This window comes from Roseateles aquatilis (assembly GCF_002205645.1).
GTDB lineage: Bacteria > Pseudomonadota > Gammaproteobacteria > Burkholderiales > Burkholderiaceae_C > Roseateles > Roseateles aquatilis.
In genome coordinates, this window is record NZ_NIOF01000002.1 from 162,209 (window position 1) to 179,205 (window position 16,997).

General features: G+C 68.6%; 17 protein-coding genes and 2 tRNA genes. 15 read left to right on the plus strand and 4 right to left on the minus strand.

Features of this window, described 5'->3' with window-relative positions; genetic code table 11:
- Positions 1 to 43: 43 nt before the first annotated feature.
- The 6 genes from CDN99_RS06185 to CDN99_RS06210 all read left to right on the plus strand — a co-directional run bounded on the left by CDN99_RS06185 (position 44) and on the right by CDN99_RS06210 (position 4,740).
- Positions 44 to 697 (plus strand): protein-L-isoaspartate O-methyltransferase family protein, encoded by a 654-nt coding sequence (locus CDN99_RS06185; RefSeq protein WP_088383713.1) that lies wholly within the window; start codon positions 44 to 46, stop codon positions 695 to 697.
- A 19-nt stretch (positions 698 to 716) separates the two neighbouring features.
- Positions 717 to 1,058 carry a rhodanese-like domain-containing protein gene (locus CDN99_RS06190; protein WP_088383715.1) on the plus strand — a complete coding sequence of 114 codons (342 nt, stop codon included), beginning with the start codon at positions 717 to 719 and terminating at the stop codon, positions 1,056 to 1,058.
- 79 nt (positions 1,059 to 1,137) lie between these two features.
- A complete protein-coding gene (locus CDN99_RS06195; RefSeq protein ID WP_088383717.1) occupies positions 1,138 to 2,487 on the plus strand; it encodes a TolC family outer membrane protein in 1,350 nt (449 codons plus the stop codon).
- Between the two features lie 94 nt (positions 2,488 to 2,581).
- Positions 2,582 to 3,367 (plus strand): peroxide stress protein YaaA, encoded by a 786-nt coding sequence (yaaA, locus tag CDN99_RS06200; protein WP_088383719.1) that lies wholly within the window; start codon positions 2,582 to 2,584, stop codon positions 3,365 to 3,367.
- Positions 3,368 to 3,459: 92 nt separating this feature from the next.
- Entirely contained in the window at positions 3,460 to 4,320 is an 861-nt protein-coding gene (locus CDN99_RS06205) for a 2OG-Fe(II) oxygenase (RefSeq protein ID WP_088383721.1), read from the plus strand.
- Between the two features lie 99 nt (positions 4,321 to 4,419).
- Positions 4,420 to 4,740 carry a hypothetical protein gene (locus CDN99_RS06210; RefSeq protein ID WP_088383723.1) on the plus strand — a complete coding sequence of 107 codons (321 nt, stop codon included), beginning with the start codon at positions 4,420 to 4,422 and terminating at the stop codon, positions 4,738 to 4,740.
- Positions 4,741 to 4,875: 135 nt separating this feature from the next.
- Here CDN99_RS06210 and efp read toward each other — a convergent pair whose 3' ends face one another.
- A complete protein-coding gene (gene efp / locus CDN99_RS06215; RefSeq protein ID WP_088383725.1) occupies positions 4,876 to 5,430 on the minus strand; it encodes an elongation factor P in 555 nt (184 codons plus the stop codon).
- Positions 5,431 to 5,582: 152 nt separating this feature from the next.
- The gene (gene earP, locus CDN99_RS06220) at positions 5,583 to 6,713 is read right to left on the minus strand and encodes an elongation factor P maturation arginine rhamnosyltransferase EarP (protein WP_088383727.1); all 1,131 of its coding nucleotides are present in this window, start codon (positions 6,711 to 6,713) and stop codon (positions 5,583 to 5,585) included.
- A gap of 227 nt (positions 6,714 to 6,940) precedes the next feature.
- Here earP and uvrC point away from each other — a divergent pair, with 227 nt between their 5' ends.
- From uvrC to CDN99_RS06255, 7 genes are all read left to right on the plus strand, one after another.
- A complete protein-coding gene (uvrC, locus tag CDN99_RS06225; RefSeq protein ID WP_238139421.1) occupies positions 6,941 to 8,869 on the plus strand; it encodes an excinuclease ABC subunit UvrC in 1,929 nt (642 codons plus the stop codon).
- Between the two features lie 271 nt (positions 8,870 to 9,140).
- Positions 9,141 to 9,527 (plus strand): hypothetical protein, encoded by a 387-nt coding sequence (locus tag CDN99_RS06230; protein WP_238139399.1) that lies wholly within the window; start codon positions 9,141 to 9,143, stop codon positions 9,525 to 9,527.
- A gap of 39 nt (positions 9,528 to 9,566) precedes the next feature.
- Positions 9,567 to 10,133, plus strand: a complete 567-nt coding sequence (pgsA, locus tag CDN99_RS06235) for a CDP-diacylglycerol--glycerol-3-phosphate 3-phosphatidyltransferase (protein WP_088383731.1) — start codon at positions 9,567 to 9,569, stop codon at positions 10,131 to 10,133.
- 292 nt (positions 10,134 to 10,425) lie between these two features.
- Positions 10,426 to 10,698 carry an HU family DNA-binding protein gene (locus CDN99_RS06240; protein ID WP_067270581.1) on the plus strand — a complete coding sequence of 91 codons (273 nt, stop codon included), beginning with the start codon at positions 10,426 to 10,428 and terminating at the stop codon, positions 10,696 to 10,698.
- Positions 10,699 to 10,765: 67 nt separating this feature from the next.
- Positions 10,766 to 10,841 (plus strand) — tRNA-Val (locus tag CDN99_RS06245).
- Between the two features lie 149 nt (positions 10,842 to 10,990).
- Entirely contained in the window at positions 10,991 to 12,904 is a 1,914-nt protein-coding gene (locus CDN99_RS06250) for a peptidylprolyl isomerase (RefSeq protein WP_088383733.1), read from the plus strand.
- Positions 12,905 to 13,009: 105 nt separating this feature from the next.
- Positions 13,010 to 13,085 (plus strand) — tRNA-His (locus CDN99_RS06255).
- A gap of 229 nt (positions 13,086 to 13,314) precedes the next feature.
- Here the strand turns inward: CDN99_RS06255 and CDN99_RS06260 are convergent.
- Positions 13,315 to 14,064, minus strand: a complete 750-nt coding sequence (locus CDN99_RS06260) for a LuxR C-terminal-related transcriptional regulator (RefSeq protein WP_088383735.1) — start codon at positions 14,062 to 14,064, stop codon at positions 13,315 to 13,317.
- Between the two features lie 127 nt (positions 14,065 to 14,191).
- Positions 14,192 to 15,169: an NADPH:quinone oxidoreductase family protein gene (locus CDN99_RS06265; protein ID WP_088383737.1), complete on the minus strand. Its 978-nt coding sequence runs from the start codon at positions 15,167 to 15,169 to the stop codon at positions 14,192 to 14,194.
- Positions 15,170 to 15,351: 182 nt separating this feature from the next.
- Here CDN99_RS06265 and surE point away from each other — a divergent pair, with 182 nt between their 5' ends.
- Together surE and CDN99_RS06275 are read left to right on the plus strand one after the other, a co-directional pair.
- Positions 15,352 to 16,107, plus strand: coding sequence for a 5'/3'-nucleotidase SurE (gene surE, locus CDN99_RS06270; RefSeq protein WP_088383739.1), 756 nt, complete (start codon positions 15,352 to 15,354; stop codon positions 16,105 to 16,107).
- On the plus strand, positions 16,104 to 16,949 hold the full coding sequence (locus CDN99_RS06275; protein ID WP_088383741.1) for a protein-L-isoaspartate(D-aspartate) O-methyltransferase: 846 nt from the start codon (positions 16,104 to 16,106) through the stop codon (positions 16,947 to 16,949). Before surE ends, CDN99_RS06275 begins: the two co-directional genes overlap by 4 nt.
- The last annotated feature ends 48 nt before the right edge of the window (positions 16,950 to 16,997 follow it).

The window sequence follows — 16,997 nt, forward strand, 5'->3', positions numbered from 1 at the left end:
ACCGGCCGCATCGGCACGCCATGGGGCCGCCGGAGGATTGAACATGAACTACGAACAAGCCCGCTTCAACATGATCGAACAGCAGATCCGCCCCTGGGACGTGCTGGATCCCACGGTGCTGGCGCTGCTGGCCGTCGTCAAGCGCGAGGACTTCGTGCCGGCCGCGTACCGCGACATGGCCTTCACCGATGTCGAGTTGCCGCTGGCCAACGGCCAGAAGATGCTGCCCCCGCGCGTCGAGGCCCGCTGGATGCAGGAGCTGCAGATCGAGCGCCACGAGAAGGTGCTGGAGATCGGCACCGGCAGCGGGTATCAGGCGGCGCTGCTGGGCCACAAGGCGCAGCAGGTGTTCAGCGTCGAGCGCGACGCGCAACTGGCCGGCGCCGCCCGCGACGCGCTGCGCCGCAACGGCGTGCTGAACGTGACCGTCGTCGAGGGCGACGGCACGAAGGGCCTGCCGGCCGAGGCGCCGTTCGACGTGATCCTGCTGTCGGGCTCGGTGCCGCAGGCGCCGCAGGTGTTGCTGGACCAGCTCAAGATCGGCGGCCGCATGGGCGTGATCGTCGGCGACGAGCCCGCGATGACGGCCCGCATCATCACCCGCGTCGGCGAGCGCGAGTTCAAGACCGAGATCCTCTTCGAGACCGTCGTGCAGCGCCTGGACGGCTTCGACACGCTCTCGCACTTCACGTTCTGATCCAGACCGGCGGCGCGTGATGCGGGAACTGGACGTCCATCAGGTGGCGGCGCTGGCCGGCGGTTCGCCGCGCGCGCTGCTGCTGGACGTGCGCGAACCGTGGGAGGTCGCGCTCGCCCGCATCGACGTGCCGGGTCTTGACTGGCGGCATGTGCCGATGGGGCAGGTGCCGCAGCGGGTGGAGGAACTCGAGCGCGATTTCGGCCTCGAGCAGCCCATCGCGGTTTATTGCCATCACGGGGTGCGAAGTCTGCAAGTCGTCGCATTTCTTTCGAGACAGGGGTTCGATGTGGTCTATAACCTCGCCGGCGGCATTGACGCCTGGTCGGAGGAGATCGACCCGTCGGTGCCAAGGTACTGATCGCATCGCCGCGGCGCGGACCGCCGACGGTGCGACGTTGAATCGATCCGAGAACATTACATAGATACGAGGATGCCTCATGGCCGCTGATCGCCGTACGTCTCCGACTTCCCGCCTGCCGCGGGTCACGCTCCTGGTCGCGGCGCTCGCCCTGACGGCCGGCGCGGCCCGGGCGCAAAGCCTGCAAGAGCTGTACGACGCGGCCCGCGCCTACGACGCCACCTACCTGGCCGCCCGCGCGACGGCGGACTCGGCCCAGTACCGCTACGGCCAGGCGCTCGCGCTGGCGCGTCCCTCGGTCGGCCTGGGCGTCAGCGCCACCCGCACCGAGCTGGATCCGCCGAACAACGTCGCCCCCGGCCGCATCGGCAACACCACCAGCAACGCCGGCCTGAGCGCCAAGTACGCTGTCTTCAACCGCCCCAACCAGGGCAGCATCGAGCAGGCCCGCCTGGGCGTGGACGTGGCCCAGTCCGACCTGGAGACGGCCGAGCAGGACCTGATCGTGCGCATCGCCCAGGCCTACTTCGACGTGCTGGCGGCGCAGGACGCGCTGGGCACCTCGCGCGCCAACAAGGCGGCGATCGCGGAGCAACTGGCCTCGGCCAAGCGCAATTTCGAGGTCGGCACCGCGACCATCACCGACACCCGCGAAGCGCAGGCCCGTTATGACCTCGCGACCGCGCAGGAACTGGCCGCTGACAACGACCTGCGGGTCAAGGGCGTGACGCTGGACCAACTGGTCGGCCGCGTCGGCGTGCAGCCCCGGCCGCTGGCCGTGCCGGTGGCGCTGCCGCCGGTGACGCCGTCCAGCGTCGACCCCTGGGTCACCCAGGCCGAGGGCGGCCACCCGGCCATCCGCAAGGCGCAACTGGGCCTGGACATCGCCAAGCAGGAGATCGAGCGCGCGAAGGGCTCGCGCCTGCCGACCGTCGACCTGAACGCCACGCTGGGCCTGCAACGCCAGACGGGGCAGGGCGTCAGCTACACCGGCAACACGACGCAGGGGTCGCTGGGCGTGGCGATCAACATGCCGATCTACAGCGGCGGCGCGATCACCAACCGCATCAAGGAAACCGTCGCGCTGGAAGAGAAGTCCCGCAACGACCTGGACTTCGCGCGTCGCAGCGTCGAGGAAGGCACCAAGCGCGCGTTCTTCGGCGTGCAGTCGCTGCAGGCGCAGGTGAAGGCGTACGAGGCGGCGGAGGCCTCCTCCAAACTGGCGCTGGAAGCGACGCAACTGGGCTACAAGGTCGGCGTGCGCGTCAACCTGGACGTGCTGAACGCGCAGACGCAGCTCTACACGACCCAGCGCGACCTGGCCAAGGCGCGCTACGACGTGGTGGTGAACAGCCTCAAGCTGCGCCAGGCCTCGGGCCAGTTGCGTCCCGAGGACGTGACGGCCGTCAACACGCTGCTGGCGAAGTAATCCGCCGCCAAGCGTCGATCGAAGGCCGCCTCCGGGCGGCCTTCGCGCATCTGGGGGCAGGTCTTGCTGCTGGTTCGCGCGACAATCGCGCCCCATGCTGTATGTGATTTCTCCCGCCAAGTCCCTCGACTACGACACCCCCGTGCCGGATGCCGTCGCCGCGCTGGCGGGGCGGCCGCAGTTCGTGCCGCGGGCGGCCGAGCTGATCGAGATCCTCAAGACCAAGAGCCAGGCCGACATCGGCGCGCTGATGGACATTTCCGATGCGCTGGCGTCGTTGAACCAGGCGCGCTACCGGGCCTGGTCGACGCGCTTCACGGACCGCAACAGCAAGCCGGCCGTGCTGGCCTTCAACGGCGACGTCTATGACGGCCTGCGCGCGTCGACGCTGTCGCTCGATGATCTGCAGTGGGCGCAGTGCCATCTGGCGATCCTGTCGGGCCTGTATGGCGTGCTGCGTCCGCTGGACCGGCTGCAGCCCTACCGCCTGGAGATGGGCACCGCGCTGAAGAACGAGCGTGGCGGCAATCTCTACGCGTACTGGGGCGACACCATCGCCGAGCACCTGAACGCCCAGTGCGCGCAGTTGCAGGCACCGGTGATCGTGAACCTGGCGTCGCAGGAGTACTTCAAGGCCGCCGCGCGCAAGGTGCTGAAGCCGCGCGTCATCGAATGCCAGTTCGAAGACTGGAAGAACGGCCGCTACAAGATCATCAGTTTCTTCGCCAAGCGGGCGCGCGGCCTGATGGCGCGATACGCCATCGACCACCGCATCGGCACGCCGGCTGGCCTGCTGGACTTCGCGGTCGACGGTTATGCGCATGCGCCGCAGGCCAGCGATCCCGACCGGCTGGTCTTCCGCCGCCGCGTCGCGGAGTGAGGCCGGATGGACGCCGGCCCGGGTCGAAACCCCGGCTGGCGGCCTGACTTTGGTTGTCCGATGCTTGACCGACCTTTGATACCGTCGTGACCATGAGCACCTCGCAATTCCTGACTCCCGAGCTGCGTGAATGGGTGGCCGCGCAGTTGCGCAACGGCATTTCGCGCGAAGCGCTGTACCAGGCGATGTTGTCCAGCGGCTGGCAGGCCGACATGGCGCAGCAGGCGCTGGCGGAGCATCGTCCGTTCGAGCCGCCGCTGTCCTTGCCCGACCTGCCGGAGCCGACCATCGCGCCGGGCTCGCTGCCCGAGCCCGACTTCGGCGACCAGCGCGGCGTGTTGCTGCCCGACGGCCATCGCGTGCAGATCGTGATGGCGCTGCAGCGTCCGCGGGTGATCGTGTTCGGCGGCCTGCTGAGCGAGGCGGAGTGCGACGCCATCGTCACCGCCGGACGGGCGCGCCTGGCGCGGTCGGAGACGGTGGCCGCGCAGCGCGAGGGCAGCGAGGTCAACTCGGCGCGCACCAGCGAAGGCATGTTCTTCGAGCGCGGCGAGAACGAGGTGGTCGCGCGCATCGAGCGCCGCATCGCCACGCTGCTGAACTGGCCGGTGCGCAACGGCGAGGGCCTGCAGGTGCTGCGATATCGCGCCGGCGCCGAGTACCAGCCGCACTACGACTACTTCGACCCGCGCCACGCCAGCAGCCACGCGATCCTGCAACGCGGCGGCCAGCGTGTCGCGACGCTGGTGATGTACCTGAACACGCCGGAGCGCGGCGGCGCGACGGTCTTCCCCGACATCAAGCTCGACGTGATGGCGCAGAAGGGCAACGCGGTGTTCTTCAGCTACGACCGCCCCGATCCCAGTACGCTGACCCTGCACGGCGGCGCGCCGGTCGTCGAGGGCGAGAAGTGGGTCGCCACGAAATGGTTACGCCAGGGCGAGTTCGTTTGAAGCCGAAGGCGGCGGTGGGGCGCTAGACTCGCGCACACCGCGCCGGCCCGCTCTCCGTTCATGGGCGGGCGCGTTTGTTGTCTCACAGAAGGAATCGTCATGAAGTCGTTGATCGCCGCCCTGAGCACCGCGTTGCTGGCCACCCTGGCCCAAGCCCAAGGCGCCCCGCTGCCGCCCGCCACGGCACCGATCCCGGCCGCTCACGCCGACATGGCCGCCCCGGCGGTCAAGCCGGCCGACAAGGCGGGCAAGCACAAGGCCGCGAAGGCCAAGCCGACGAAGAAGGGCAGCAAGCACGCCGCCAAGAAGTCGCACGCGAAGAAGCATCCGCAGCACGCGTCGTCGGACAAGTCCGGCTCGAAGAAGGTCGCGAACGCCAGCAAGAACAAGCGCAACAAGGCGCGTCACGCCGCGGCGTGATCGCCGACGGGGAAGGGCGGCGCGATGCCGCGCTTTCCCGCGTCGAGGCGTCGAGGGCATTGCGCGCCACCGTCGCGACGCCCCATGAAAAAAGCAGCCCGAGGGCTGCTTTTTCGTTGGCGGAGCCGGTGGGGCTCAGACGCGCTTGCGGTACTCGTGGGTACGCGTGTCGATTTCGATGTTGTCGCCTTGCGCCACGAAGATAGGCACGGGGATTTCGAAACCGGTAGCGATCTTGGCGGGCTTCAGGACCTTGCCCGAGGTGTCGCCCTTGACGGCCGGCTCGGTCCAGGTGACTTCGCGCACGACGCTGGTCGGCAGTTCGACGGAGATGGCCTTGCCGTCGTAGAACACCACTTCAACTTCCATGCTGTCCTGCAGGTAGTTGATCGCGTCGCCCATGTTCTCGGCTTCCACCTCGAACTGGTTGTACTCGGTGTCCATGAACACATACATCGGGTCGGCGAAGTAGGTGTAGGTGCACTCCTTCTTCTCCAGGATGATCTGGTCCATCTTGTCGTCGGCCTTGAACACGACTTCGGTGCCGGAGTTGTTCAGCAGGCTCTTCAGCTTCATGCGCACGGTCGCGGCATTGCGGCCGCCGCGGCTGTATTCCGTCTTCAGCACGACCATGGGGTCCTTGCCGTGCATGATCACGTTGCCGGCGCGAATTTCTTGAGCGATCTTCATGATGATTCCGGGAAAAGGGTCCGGTCACAGTCACATGGATGCTTGCATCGATCCGAACTGTTCCGGCGGTGTGGCGCGTCCCGTGAGCAGCGCCAGGTCGCCGCGAAGCGCCTTGGGTTGTCACGCGTTGTGGACGCGAAAAGCCGCATATTCTAGCTTGAAAGGCCTATGGCGCGGGACGCGAACGCTTGAAGCTGGGTGGCGAGATCCGGTTGCGCGCTCAATTCGTCCCGCCAGGCGCGGGCGAGCGCGGTGGCCTCGGGCAGCGCGCGCAGGGCGCCGGCGCTGGCCTCGTCCCAGGGCGCGAGGCCGTTCCAGGCGCGCGACAGCGCGCGCCATCCGGCCGCTTGCGCCGGTGGCGCGCCCGCCAGTTGGCGGTCGAGGAAGGCCTCCAGCTTGGGGCCGTGCGCCCCGTCGTGCTGGAAGTAGATCTGCCACAGCATCGGCCGGCCGGCCCATTGCGCGCGGACGAAGGAGTCCTCGCCGCGCACGAGGTTCAGGTCGCAGGACCAGAGCAGCCGGTCGTAGTCCGCCTGCGTCAGAGGGGGCAAGGCGATCGCGCGTTGGCCGGCGCGCAGCAGCGGCGGCAACTCGGTTTGCGGCGCGCCGGGGCACAGCAGCAACAGCCAGCCGGCGCCCAGCGCGTCCAGGAACCCGGCCAGCGGCGCATGCGGGTAGGCGAAGAGGCTCAGGACCCGCTCGCCGCCAGCCGGCGCCCAGCCGCGCTCGGCCAACCAGCGCGGGGCGTCGTGGCGGTCCGAGGCATCGACCAGGAGTGGCTCGCGCAGCAAGCCACCGGTCCGCGCGGTGAAGCCGGGGTAGAAGAACCATTTGTCCAGCCCCGCGCCGGGACCGGAGAACTGCGGTGACTTCAGGCCATGGCTGCGCTCGACGTAGCTCTCCGCGCTGAGGTATTCGAGGTTGATCCACGCCGGCTTGACCGCGCGCGCCGCCATCGCGGCCACGAAGGGCGCCGGCAGCTCGCAGCCGAAGGTCTCGATCACGACGTCGCCGGGCTCGGCGTGCTCGCTGCCTGGCCAGGGCAGGCAGGCGAGGCGCTCGACCGGCGTCGGCTGCATCCAGGCCAGCGGGCCGAGGTCGTCGCACCACAGCCGCACCTGCTCGCCACGGCCAACCAGGTCGCGCGCCAGGCGCAGGCAGACGCCGATGTCGCCATAGTTGTCGATGACGCGGCAGAAGAGGTCCCAGGTCGCGCCGGTTTTGGCAGCAGTCCGGAGCGCAGGGCGGGTGTCGGGCAGGGGAGTCGGGGTCGCGTCGGCCATCGAGGAATTATCCGGCGGCACAATCCCGCCCCATGAGCACGACCCAACCCGGCACCAGCGAAGTGCCGGAGACGAATCCTTCCGGCGACGTTCCGTCCATGCCGACTACTCCTGCCGCCCCCGCTGATCCTGCGGCGGCCGATCCCGCGCCGACCCCGTCGCACGCCGAGGCGTGGAACACGCAGAGCGCAGCCATCGAGGCCGCCGAGACCCGCCGCGTCGCCGACATGGAGCAGGCGGCCCGCGACGCCCGCGAGCGCGTGCTGGCCGAGGTGCTGGCGCTGCCGGCGCTGCCTGGGGTCTATCGCTACTTCGACGCGCAGGATCAGGTGCTCTACGTCGGCAAGGCGAAGAACCTGAAGCGGCGTGTTTCGAGCTACTTCCAGAAGGACCACGGCGGCACGCGCATCGGCATGATGATCGCGCGCATCGCGCGGCTGGAGACGACGGTGGTGCGCACCGAAGCCGAGGCGCTGCTGCTTGAGAACAACCTGATCAAGGCGCTCAACCCGCGGTTCAACATCCTGTTCCGCGACGACAAGAGCTACCCCTACCTGCGCCTGTCCGGCCACGCGTGGCCGCGCATCAGCTACTACCGCGGCGCGGTCGATCGACGCCATCGCTACTTCGGCCCGTTCCCGAGCGCCTGGGCGGTGAAGGAGTCGATCCAGCTGATCCAGAAGGTCTTCCGGCTGCGCACCTGCGAGGACACTGTCTTCAATAACCGCAGCCGCCCCTGCCTGCTGTACCAGATCCATCGTTGCACCGGGCCCTGCGTGCCCGAGGGGCAGACCGAGGAGTACCGCCGCAACGTCAGCAACGCGGAGCGTTTCCTGCTCGGCGAGACACAGGAGGTGATGGACGGCCTGCAGGCGCAGATGATGCAGCACGCCGAGCGCTTCGAGTACGAGCTCGCGGCCGAGCTGCGCAACCAGATCACCGCGCTGTCCAAGGTGCTGCAGCAGCAGGCCGTCGACGAGAACAGCGCGACCGGCCGCGACCGCGATGTCGACATCCTGGCGGTGAAGCTGCAGGGCGGCCGGGCCTGTGTGAACCTGGCGATGGTGCGCGGCGGCCGGCATCTGGGCGATCGCGCCTACTTCCCGAAGCACGTCGACGACGCGACCGCGGTGCGCCTGCTCGACGACGAGGACCTGACGCCGGCCGAAGGCGACACGAGCGTCGAGCCGCCCAGCCCGGAGCGTCTGGTGCTGGAGGCCTTCATCGCGCAGCACTACCTGGAGATGTCGGTGCCGTCGCTGCTGGTGCTGTCGCACCCGGTCGACGGCGCGCTGGCCGAGGCGCTCAGCCTGCAGGCCGGCTATCGCGTCACGACGCAGGCGCAGCCGCGCGGCCAGCGCCGCATCTGGCAGGAGATGTGCGCGAAGGGCGCGGAGCTGGCCCTGGCCCGGCTGCTGTCGGAGGAAGGCTCGCAGCAGGCCCGCACGCGCGCGCTGGTCGATGCGCTGGACCTCAGCGTCGTCGAGCTGGACAAGTTCCGGATCGAGTGCTTCGACATCAGCCACACCGCCGGCGAGGCGACGCAGGCGTCCTGCGTGGTCTTCGAGGGCCATCAGATGCAGAGCAGCCAGTACCGCCGCTTCAACATCGAGGGCATCACCGGCGGCGACGATTACGCCGCGATGCGGCAAGTGCTGACACGCCGTTACAGCAAGATGGCCGAGGCCGCTCAGAATGGCACCGGCCGTCTGCCCGACCTGGTGCTGGTGGACGGCGGCAAGGGCCAGGTGTCGATGGCGCGCGAGGTCTTCGAGGAGCTCGGGCTGGACCTGGGGCTGATCGTCGGTGTCGAGAAGGGCGAGGGCCGCAAGGTCGGTCTGGAGGAGCTGGTCTTCGCGGATGGGCGCGAGAAGGTCTACCTCGGTCGCGACTCGGCGGCGCTGATGCTGGTCGCGCAGATCCGGGACGAGGCGCACCGCTTCGCCATCACCGGCATGCGGGCCAAGCGCGCGTCGATCCGCACCGGCGGCTCGCGGCTGGAGGACGTGCCCGGCGTCGGGCCCAAGAAGCGCGCGCAGTTGCTGCAGCGCTTCGGCGGCGTGCGCGGCGTGGCCGGTGCGAGCGTCGAGGAGCTGGCGAACGTGAAGGGCATCTCGCGCGAGTTGGCTGAAGAGATCTATCGCGCGCTGCATTGACGGCGCCGCGAGGCGGGCGTCCCCGGTCCGTGGAACGGTGGCGGGCGTGATGATGTTGTTGGGATCGAGCATGAACGAGATGAATGGAAGCACCGGCCTGTCCGGCAAAGCGGTGACACGTGGGGCAGGGCCGCATCGCAGTTGGCGTCGAGGCTCGCATTGGGCGGCGAAGCTCGCCGTCGCGTTGGTGCTGGCGGGCTGTGGTAGTCCGACGCCGCGAGCGCCCTCGGCGCCTGCGCCCGAACCGGCGCGATCCGTGCCGGTGGCGCCCGTGGCGACGCCCGCCGCGGCCGGGCCGCAGCGCGGCCTGCCGCTGGCCGCGCCGCATGCGGTGTCCAGCCATGAGGACTTGCGCCGGCAGGCCGCCGAGCGCATGGTCGCCGCCAATCCCGACGGCACCTACATGGGCGAGGTGCCGGCGGTGCTGCTGGCGATCCCGGTGCTGGAGGTCGAGCTCAACCGCGACGGCAGCGTGAAGGCCATCCGCGTGCTGCGTCGTCCGAGCCAGGCCGAGGACACCATCGAGCTGGCGATCGCCGCCGTCCGCAAGGCCGCGCCGTATGGCGACGTGAGCCGCCTGCCGCATCCGTGGAAGTTCAACGAGGTGTTCCTCTTCGACGACGACCGCCGCTTCAAGCCGCGCACCCTCGACGATTAAGAGGCGCCGGCGCGTGAAACGTGGGCACAATGCCGCACCATGTTCCTGACGCTGCCTACCCTGCTGACCTGGGCCCGCATCGTGGCCATCCCGCTGATCGTCGGGGTGTTCCATCTGCAGATGGCCCCTGCCCATCAGAACCTGCTGGCCACCGTTCTTTTCATCACGGTGGCGTTGACCGACTGGGCGGACGGCTACCTCGCGCGCAAGCTGAACCAGACCTCGTCCTTCGGCGCGTTCCTGGATCCGGTGGCGGACAAGTTCCTCGTCTGCGCGGCGCTGCTCGTGCTGCTGGAGCAACAGCGCGTCGACGCGCTGGTGGCGCTGGTGATCGTGGGGCGGGAGATCGCGATCTCCGCGCTGCGCGAGTGGATGGCGCAGATCGGCGCGTCGCGCTCGGTCGCGGTGCACGTGCTGGGCAAGGTCAAGACGACGGTGCAGATGGTTGCCATCCCGTTCCTGCTGTACGACGGCCTGCTGTTCGGCATGATCAACACGCGGCTGTGGGGCACCTGGCTGATCTATCTGGCGGCGGTGCTGACCATCTGGTCGATGGTCTATTACCTGCAGAAGGCGCTGCCCGAGATCCGCGCCAAGGCGCGCTGAGGGCCGGCCACGTGACGGTCCGCGGCCGGCATGGAGCGCATCCGGCGGCATCGCGCCATCCCCTGGGCGACAAGCGGGCGCGCCCTTTGTATCGGGACTTCTCCCTGATCGGTCGCGCGCCGCAATGCGTCTAGAATCCGCTTCCCGCGCTGCTCCGGGCGGTCATCGAGATGCAGTTCAACGCGTGCATCCGTCCTGGAGTCCGCGACCGGATCGGCGTCCGGCGATGTTTGTCCAGAGGGCCTGCGGGCCGGACGCGTCGCCGCGGTGAAACCAAAGAGGGGGTACCTTCGTGAACAAGTCCGAATTGATCGAGCACATCGCCAAGCAGGCGGACATCTCCAAGGCCGCCGCGGGGCGTGCGCTGGAAGCGGTGATCGGTGGTGTGAAGACGACGCTCAAGAAGAACGGGACCGTGTCGCTGGTGGGGTTCGGTACCTTCAGCGTCACCAAGCGCGCCGCGCGCACCGGCCGCAACCCGCGTACCAACGAAGCGATCAAGATCAAGTCGGCGAAGGTCCCCAAGTTCCGTCCGGGCAAGGCCCTGAAGGACGCGGTGAACTGAACGGTCGATGCCGGACCTGCCGTCGCGCGAGCGGCGGCGCGGGCCGGTGGCGACAGCAAGAATCCTCGGGCGCTTAGCTCAGTTGGTAGAGCGGCTCCTTTACACGGAGTAGGTCGGCGGTTCGAGACCGTCAGCGCCCACCATTCCCGAGGCTAGAATGCCGCGGCGCAAAGGCGAACCCAGGTTCGCCTTTGTCGTATGTGACGCCGCCCGTCCGGGCGGCGGCAGCGCGTGGCCGGATGTCGCCGATGTCCGGACGTGTTGTCTCTCTCGCGATGACCTGAGGTTGTTGATGTTTGATTTCGTACGCAAGCACACCCGGCTGTTTCAGTTCGTGCTGCTCATCCTGATCCTGCCGTCCTTCGTGCTGCTGGGTGTGGAGGGCTACAGCCGCTTCCTGGATGGCAGCAACGCCGCCATCGCGACCGTCGACGGCGCCAAGATCACGCAGGCCGAATGGGATGCCGCGCAGCGCCAGCAGGTCGAGCGCATGCGCGCGCAGATGCCCACCGCTGACCCCAAGCTGCTCGACTCGCCCGAGCTGCGCAAGAACGTGCTGGAGAACCTGGTGCGCGAACGCGTGCTGGCGGCCGTCGTGCGCAATGAGCATCGCAGCATCAGCGACAAGCAGCTCGAAGACATCATCCGCACCGACCCGCAACTGGCCGCGCTGCGCGGCCCCGAGGCCAAGGCCATCCTGGCCGCCCAGGGCATGACCGTCGACAGCTTCCTGGTGCGTCTGCGCCAGGAGCTGGAGATGAACTCGGTGCTGGCCCCGGTGGCGCAGAGCTCGCTGCCGACGCAGGCCAGCGCCGGTCTCGCCTTCGACGCGCTGCTGCAGCAGCGCGAGTTGCAGTTCCAGGGCTTCGCCGCCAAGGACTTCGCCGCGACGCTGAAGCCGACGGATGCCGACCTGGAGACCTATTACAAGGATCCGAAGGTGTCGGTGAAGTTCCAGTTGCCGGAGAGCGCCGACATCGAATACGTCGCGCTGGACCAGTCCGCGCTGCAGGCCGGTGTCACGGTCAATCCGGACGACGTGCAGAAGTTCTACAAGGAAAACTCTGCCCGCTTCACGCTCGCCGAGGAGCGTCGCGCGAGCCACATCCTGGTGAAGGCCGGCGCCGACATGTCCGCCGCGGACAAGGCCAAGGCGAAGGCCAAGGCCGAGCAACTGCTGGCCGACGCCCGCAAGAACCCGGCCGGCTTCGCCGACCTGGCGCGCAAGAACTCCGACGACCCGGGCTCCGCCGAGCGTGGTGGCGATCTGGATTACTTCGGCAAGGGCGCGATGGTCAAGCCGTTTGAGGACGCCGTCTACGCGCTGAAGAAGGGCGAGATCAGCAACGTGGTGCAGTCTGATTTCGGTTATCACATCATCATGTTGACCGACGTGCGTGGCGGCGAGCTGCGCCCGTTCGACTCGGTCAAGGCCGAGATCGAAGCCGACCTGCGCAAGCAGCTGGCGCAAAAGCGTTACACCGAGCTGGCCGAGGACTTCGGCAACACGGTCTACGAGCAGAGCGACAGCCTCAAGCCGGCGGCCGACAAGTTCAAGCTGACGATCCAGAAGGCGACCGTGCAACGCAAGCCGGCGCCGGGTGCGACCGGTCCGCTGGCCTCGCAGAAGCTGCTGGACGCGGTGTTCACCGGTGACTCGCTGAACAACAAGCGCAACACCGAAGCGATCGAGGCCGGCGGCAACCAGTTGGTGTCGGCGCGCGTCGTCAAGCACAACGCGGCCCGCCTGCCGGCGCTGGCCGACGTGAAGGCGGCGGTGGCCGCCGCGTGGGTCGGTGACCATGCCGCGCAGGCCGCCGTGAAGGCCGGCCAGGCGCGCCTGGCCGAGCTGCAGAAGGGCGGCGGCGATGCCAAGGGCCTGAGCGAGCCGCTGACGGTGTCTCGTGCCAAGCCGGGTCCGCTGCCGCAGAAGGCGCTGGACCAGGTGATGCGTGCCGACGCTGGCAAGCTGCCGGCGTACGTGGGCGTTGATGCCGGCGAGGGCAACTTCCTGGTCGTGCGCATCGCCAAGGTGCTGCCGCGCGACCCGGCGCTGATCGACGCCACGCGCGCCGCCAGCCAGTACGCGCAGGCGTGGGGCGCTGCCGAAATGCAGAGCTACTACAACGTGCTGAAGGCCGAATACAAGGCCACGATCAAGCCGGCGGCGTTGAAGGCGACCGCGGCCTCCGCACCGGTCAACTGACCGGCGCGAGGGAAGCGCTGGACGGGTCTCTGAAGAATATTCAAAAGATCCCCAGAAAGTGCTTCCCACAGAGGAGAATTTCAGCCATAATCTAAGGCTTCTCCGGTGGCTATAGCTCAGTTGGTAGAGTCCCAGATTGTGATTCTGGTTGTCGTGGGTTCGAGTCCCATTAGCCACCCCACCGAATAAGAAACGCCGACAGGATTCAGGTCCTGTCGGCGTTTTGTTTTGTGCGTCGATTTGCGCGACAGAACGGGAGCGTCGGGAGATGTCACGCGGCGCGGCAAGGCGCGCCTCTCGCAGTTCGTCGAGTGGCGTTGATTGCCTTGGGATGGGGTGCGGTCAATGGCTGCGATTCAGCAGCTGGTAGCAGCCCGGGTTGCGCGGCGGCGCGTCACGCGCGCCAGGCGTCAGACCAGGCCCTGCTTGCTCGCCAGCACGGCCGCTTCCGCGCGGCTGGAGACGTTGAGCTTCTTGTAGATCGACTTGATGTGGTCGTTCACCGTGAACCACTTGATGCCCATCAGGTTCGCGATCTCTTTGATCGTGAAGCCCTTGCTGAGGTAGGTCAGCACCTCGTTCTCACGCGGGGTTAGGCGTTCCCATTCCGGCGCGGGATCGAGCGTCACGCCACGGCCGCTGGGAACTGCGCTGGAGGTCAGCGTGCCGAAGCCGGAGTTCAATCCCATCGGTCCCGAATCGCCGCTCGAGCCCGGACGGAAGTGCGACAGCAGCCGGCGCGCGATCGCCGGCGACAGCGGGGGCTGGCCGCGCACGATGCGCTGCAGTTCCTCGACCAGCACCTCGAAGCGGTCTTCCTTCAGCAGGTAGCCGTCGGCACCGCGTTGCAGGGCGGGGAAGAGATGGTCGTCGTCGGAATAAAGCGTGGTGACGATCTTGACGGCCGGCTTGCCGGCCAGCTCGCCGAGGAACTCCATGCCGTTGCCATCGGGCAGTTCCAGGTCGATCAGGATCAGCTTGAAGCCGTTGCCGTTGGTCGCGCCCGCATCGGCCTCGACCTTCGCGAGCTGGCGGCGGGCGCCTTCCAGGTCGCCGGCTTCGGTGATCTCCATGCCGTCGCTGAAGCTCTCGCGGACAACCCGGCACAGGAAGCTGCGGGCAACGGGGTTGTCTTCGACGATGAGTACTTTGACGGCCATGGTGTGGATAGCAGAAGCTACCTGGCATCCTAGCAGGGGCCCCCCCGCTTGCATGCCCCGTGAAGAAGGGTGGGGCGGCCCGATGGCCGCCCGGTTCAGGGGGGTGGCGAGCGCCGGTGGGTGACCTTCAGCCGTTGACGACCACCAGCTTGCCGACGACCTGCCGCGTGCTCATGCGTGCGAAGGCCTGCGGCAGTTGTGCCATCGGCAGCACCTGATCGATGACCGGACGGATCTTGCCTGCCGCATACCACTGGGCCAGCGTCATCATCATCGCCGCGTTGTGCTGTGGCTCCCGCTTGGCGAACTCGCCCCAGAACACGCCCACCAGCGAGGCGCCCTTGAGCAGCGCGAGGTTCAGCGGCAGCGCCGGGATGGTGCCTTGCGCGAAGCCGACCACCAGGTGGCGCCCGCGCCAGGCGATCGAGCGGAAGGCCGCTTCGGCCAGATCGCCGCCGACCGGGTCGTAGACGATGTCCGGGCCCTTGCCGTCGGTCAGCGCCTTGATCTCGTCGCGCAGCGAGCCGGAGACGTAGTTGATGGTGGCGTCGGCGCCGATCTCACGGCAGCGGGCGCATTTCTCGTCGGACGAGGCTGCCGCGATCACGCGCGCGCCGGCCGCCTTGGCGATCTGGATCGCCGCCGTACCGACGCCGCCGGCCGCGCCCAGGATCAGCACCGTCTCGCCCGCCTTCAGCGCGCCGCGGTCGATCAGCGCGTGATGGCTGGTGGCATAGGTGCAGATGAAGGCGGCGGCGTCCTCGAACGGGAAGCCCTTGGGCAGCGGCAGCGCCAGCGCGGCGGGCACGAGCGCCTCGGTGCCGAAGCCGCCGGTGCCGGTGAACGCGGCCACCGCGTCGCCGGGCTTGAAGCCGGTCACGCCGTCACCGACCGCCTCGACGACGCCCGCGAATTCGGTGCCCGGGACGAAGGGCAGCGGCGGCTTCATCTGGTACTTGTTCTGGATGATCAGCAGATCGGGGAAGTTCAGGCTGGCGGCCTTGATCGCCACCTTGAGCTGTCCCGGGCCGGGTTGCGGCGACGGCAGGTCCTTCCATTGCAGCGCCTCGACGCCGACGGGGTTCTCGCACAGCCATGCCTTCATGGGGGTCTCCTGGTTCGCCGGCCCGGCCGCGCGGGGCGGCGGGGTCGATCTGGGTTCGGGAACGCGTTCGCCGCGGGTCCGCGCGGGTGGTGTCGCAGGGGCCCGCGGGGGCCGGGCGGATGATAGGCAGCGAGGGTGTGCCCCGGCGTCGCTGAGGTGACGGCCTGCCTACAATGCCGCCCATGCGCATCCTCATCGCCAACGACGACGGCTATCTGGCCCCCGGCCTGCACGCCCTGGTCCGCGCGTGCGAAGGGCTCGGGCAGATCGAAGTGATCGCGCCCGAGCAGAACGCCAGCGGCACGTCCAACTCCCTGACCCTCAGCCGCCCGCTGTCGGTCTATACCGCCGCCAACGGCTTCCGCTACGTCAATGGCACGCCGTCCGACTGCGTCCACCTGGCGCTGACCGGCCTGCTGGACTATCGCCCGGATCTGGTCCTGTCCGGCATCAACAATGGCGCCAACATGGGCGATGACACGCTCTATTCCGGCACCGTCGCCGCGGCCACCGAAGGGTATCTGTTCGGCATCCCGTCGATCGCGTTCTCACAGGTCGAGAAGGGCTGGGGGCACCTGGACGCCGCCGCCGCGGTGGTGCGGCAACTGGTGCAGGACGTGATTGCCGGCGGTTTGGCGCAGCCCTTCCTGCTGAGCGTGAACATCCCCAATCGCGCCGATGCCGCGGCCTTGCCGCGTCGCGTGACGCGCCTGGGCCGCCGCCATGCCAGCGAGGCGACCATCCAGCAACGCAGCCCGCGCGGCGAGATGATCTACTGGATCGGCCCGGCGGGCGATGCGCGCGAGGCGGGCGAGGGCACCGACTTCCACGCGACCGCCAACGGCGCCGTGTCGGTCACGCCGCTGCAGGTCGACCTCACCGAACACGCGACGCTCGGCGCCTGGAGCCAGCGGCTGCGCAGCGACGGACGTCCATGACCTCGCTGCCTCCGCGGCCCAAGCGGTTCCCGCTGTCGCTGAACCAGCTTGGCACACCGCGTGCCGGCGCCTCCGCCGCCGCCGCGGCGGCAGAGGCGCGCGAGCCATTGAAGCCGCAAGGCCATTGGCAGCAAGCCGCCGCGATCAAGGCGCGGCAGACGCCGCCGAGCGGGCTCGGGCTCGATTCGGCCGGCGTGCGCCACGGCATGGTGCAGCGCCTGCGGCGCGAGGGCCTGGGCGACGAGCGTGTGCTGCAGGCGCTGACCTCGGTGCGGCGGCATGAGTTCGTCGACTCCGCGCTGGCCACGCAGGCTTACGAGGACACCAGCCTGCCGATCGGCCATGGGCAGACCATCTCCAAGCCCTCCGTCGTCGGCCGCATGATGGCGTTGATGCTGGCCGCGCCCGGCGCGCAGCAGCGCGGGCATCTGGGCAAGGTGCTGGAGATCGGCACCGGCTGCGGCTACCAGGCCGCGCTGCTGATGCAACTGTCGAAACAGGTCGTGTCGATCGAGCGTCTGCGGCCGCTGCATGACAAGGCCCGCGCCAACCTCGTCGGCCAGCCCCACATCCGCCTGATCTACGGCGACGGCATGCTCGGGCATCCGCCTGCCGCGCCCTACGACAGCATCATTGCCGCCGCCGGTGGCGACGACATCCCACAAGCGTGGCTGGACCAGCTCGCACCGGGCGGCCGGCTCGTCGCGCCGATGACCGCGCCCAGCGGTCGCGGCCAGGTGCTGGTGCTGATCGACCATGTCCGCGACGCCGCGGGTTCGCGCTTTGTTCGCAGCCTGCATGAGGCTGTGCTCTTCGTGCCCCTAAAATCCGGCGTCATGTAGCGCGAGGACCGGGATGGTCCGGCGCTTGGCTCCCCGAAACGACAAACA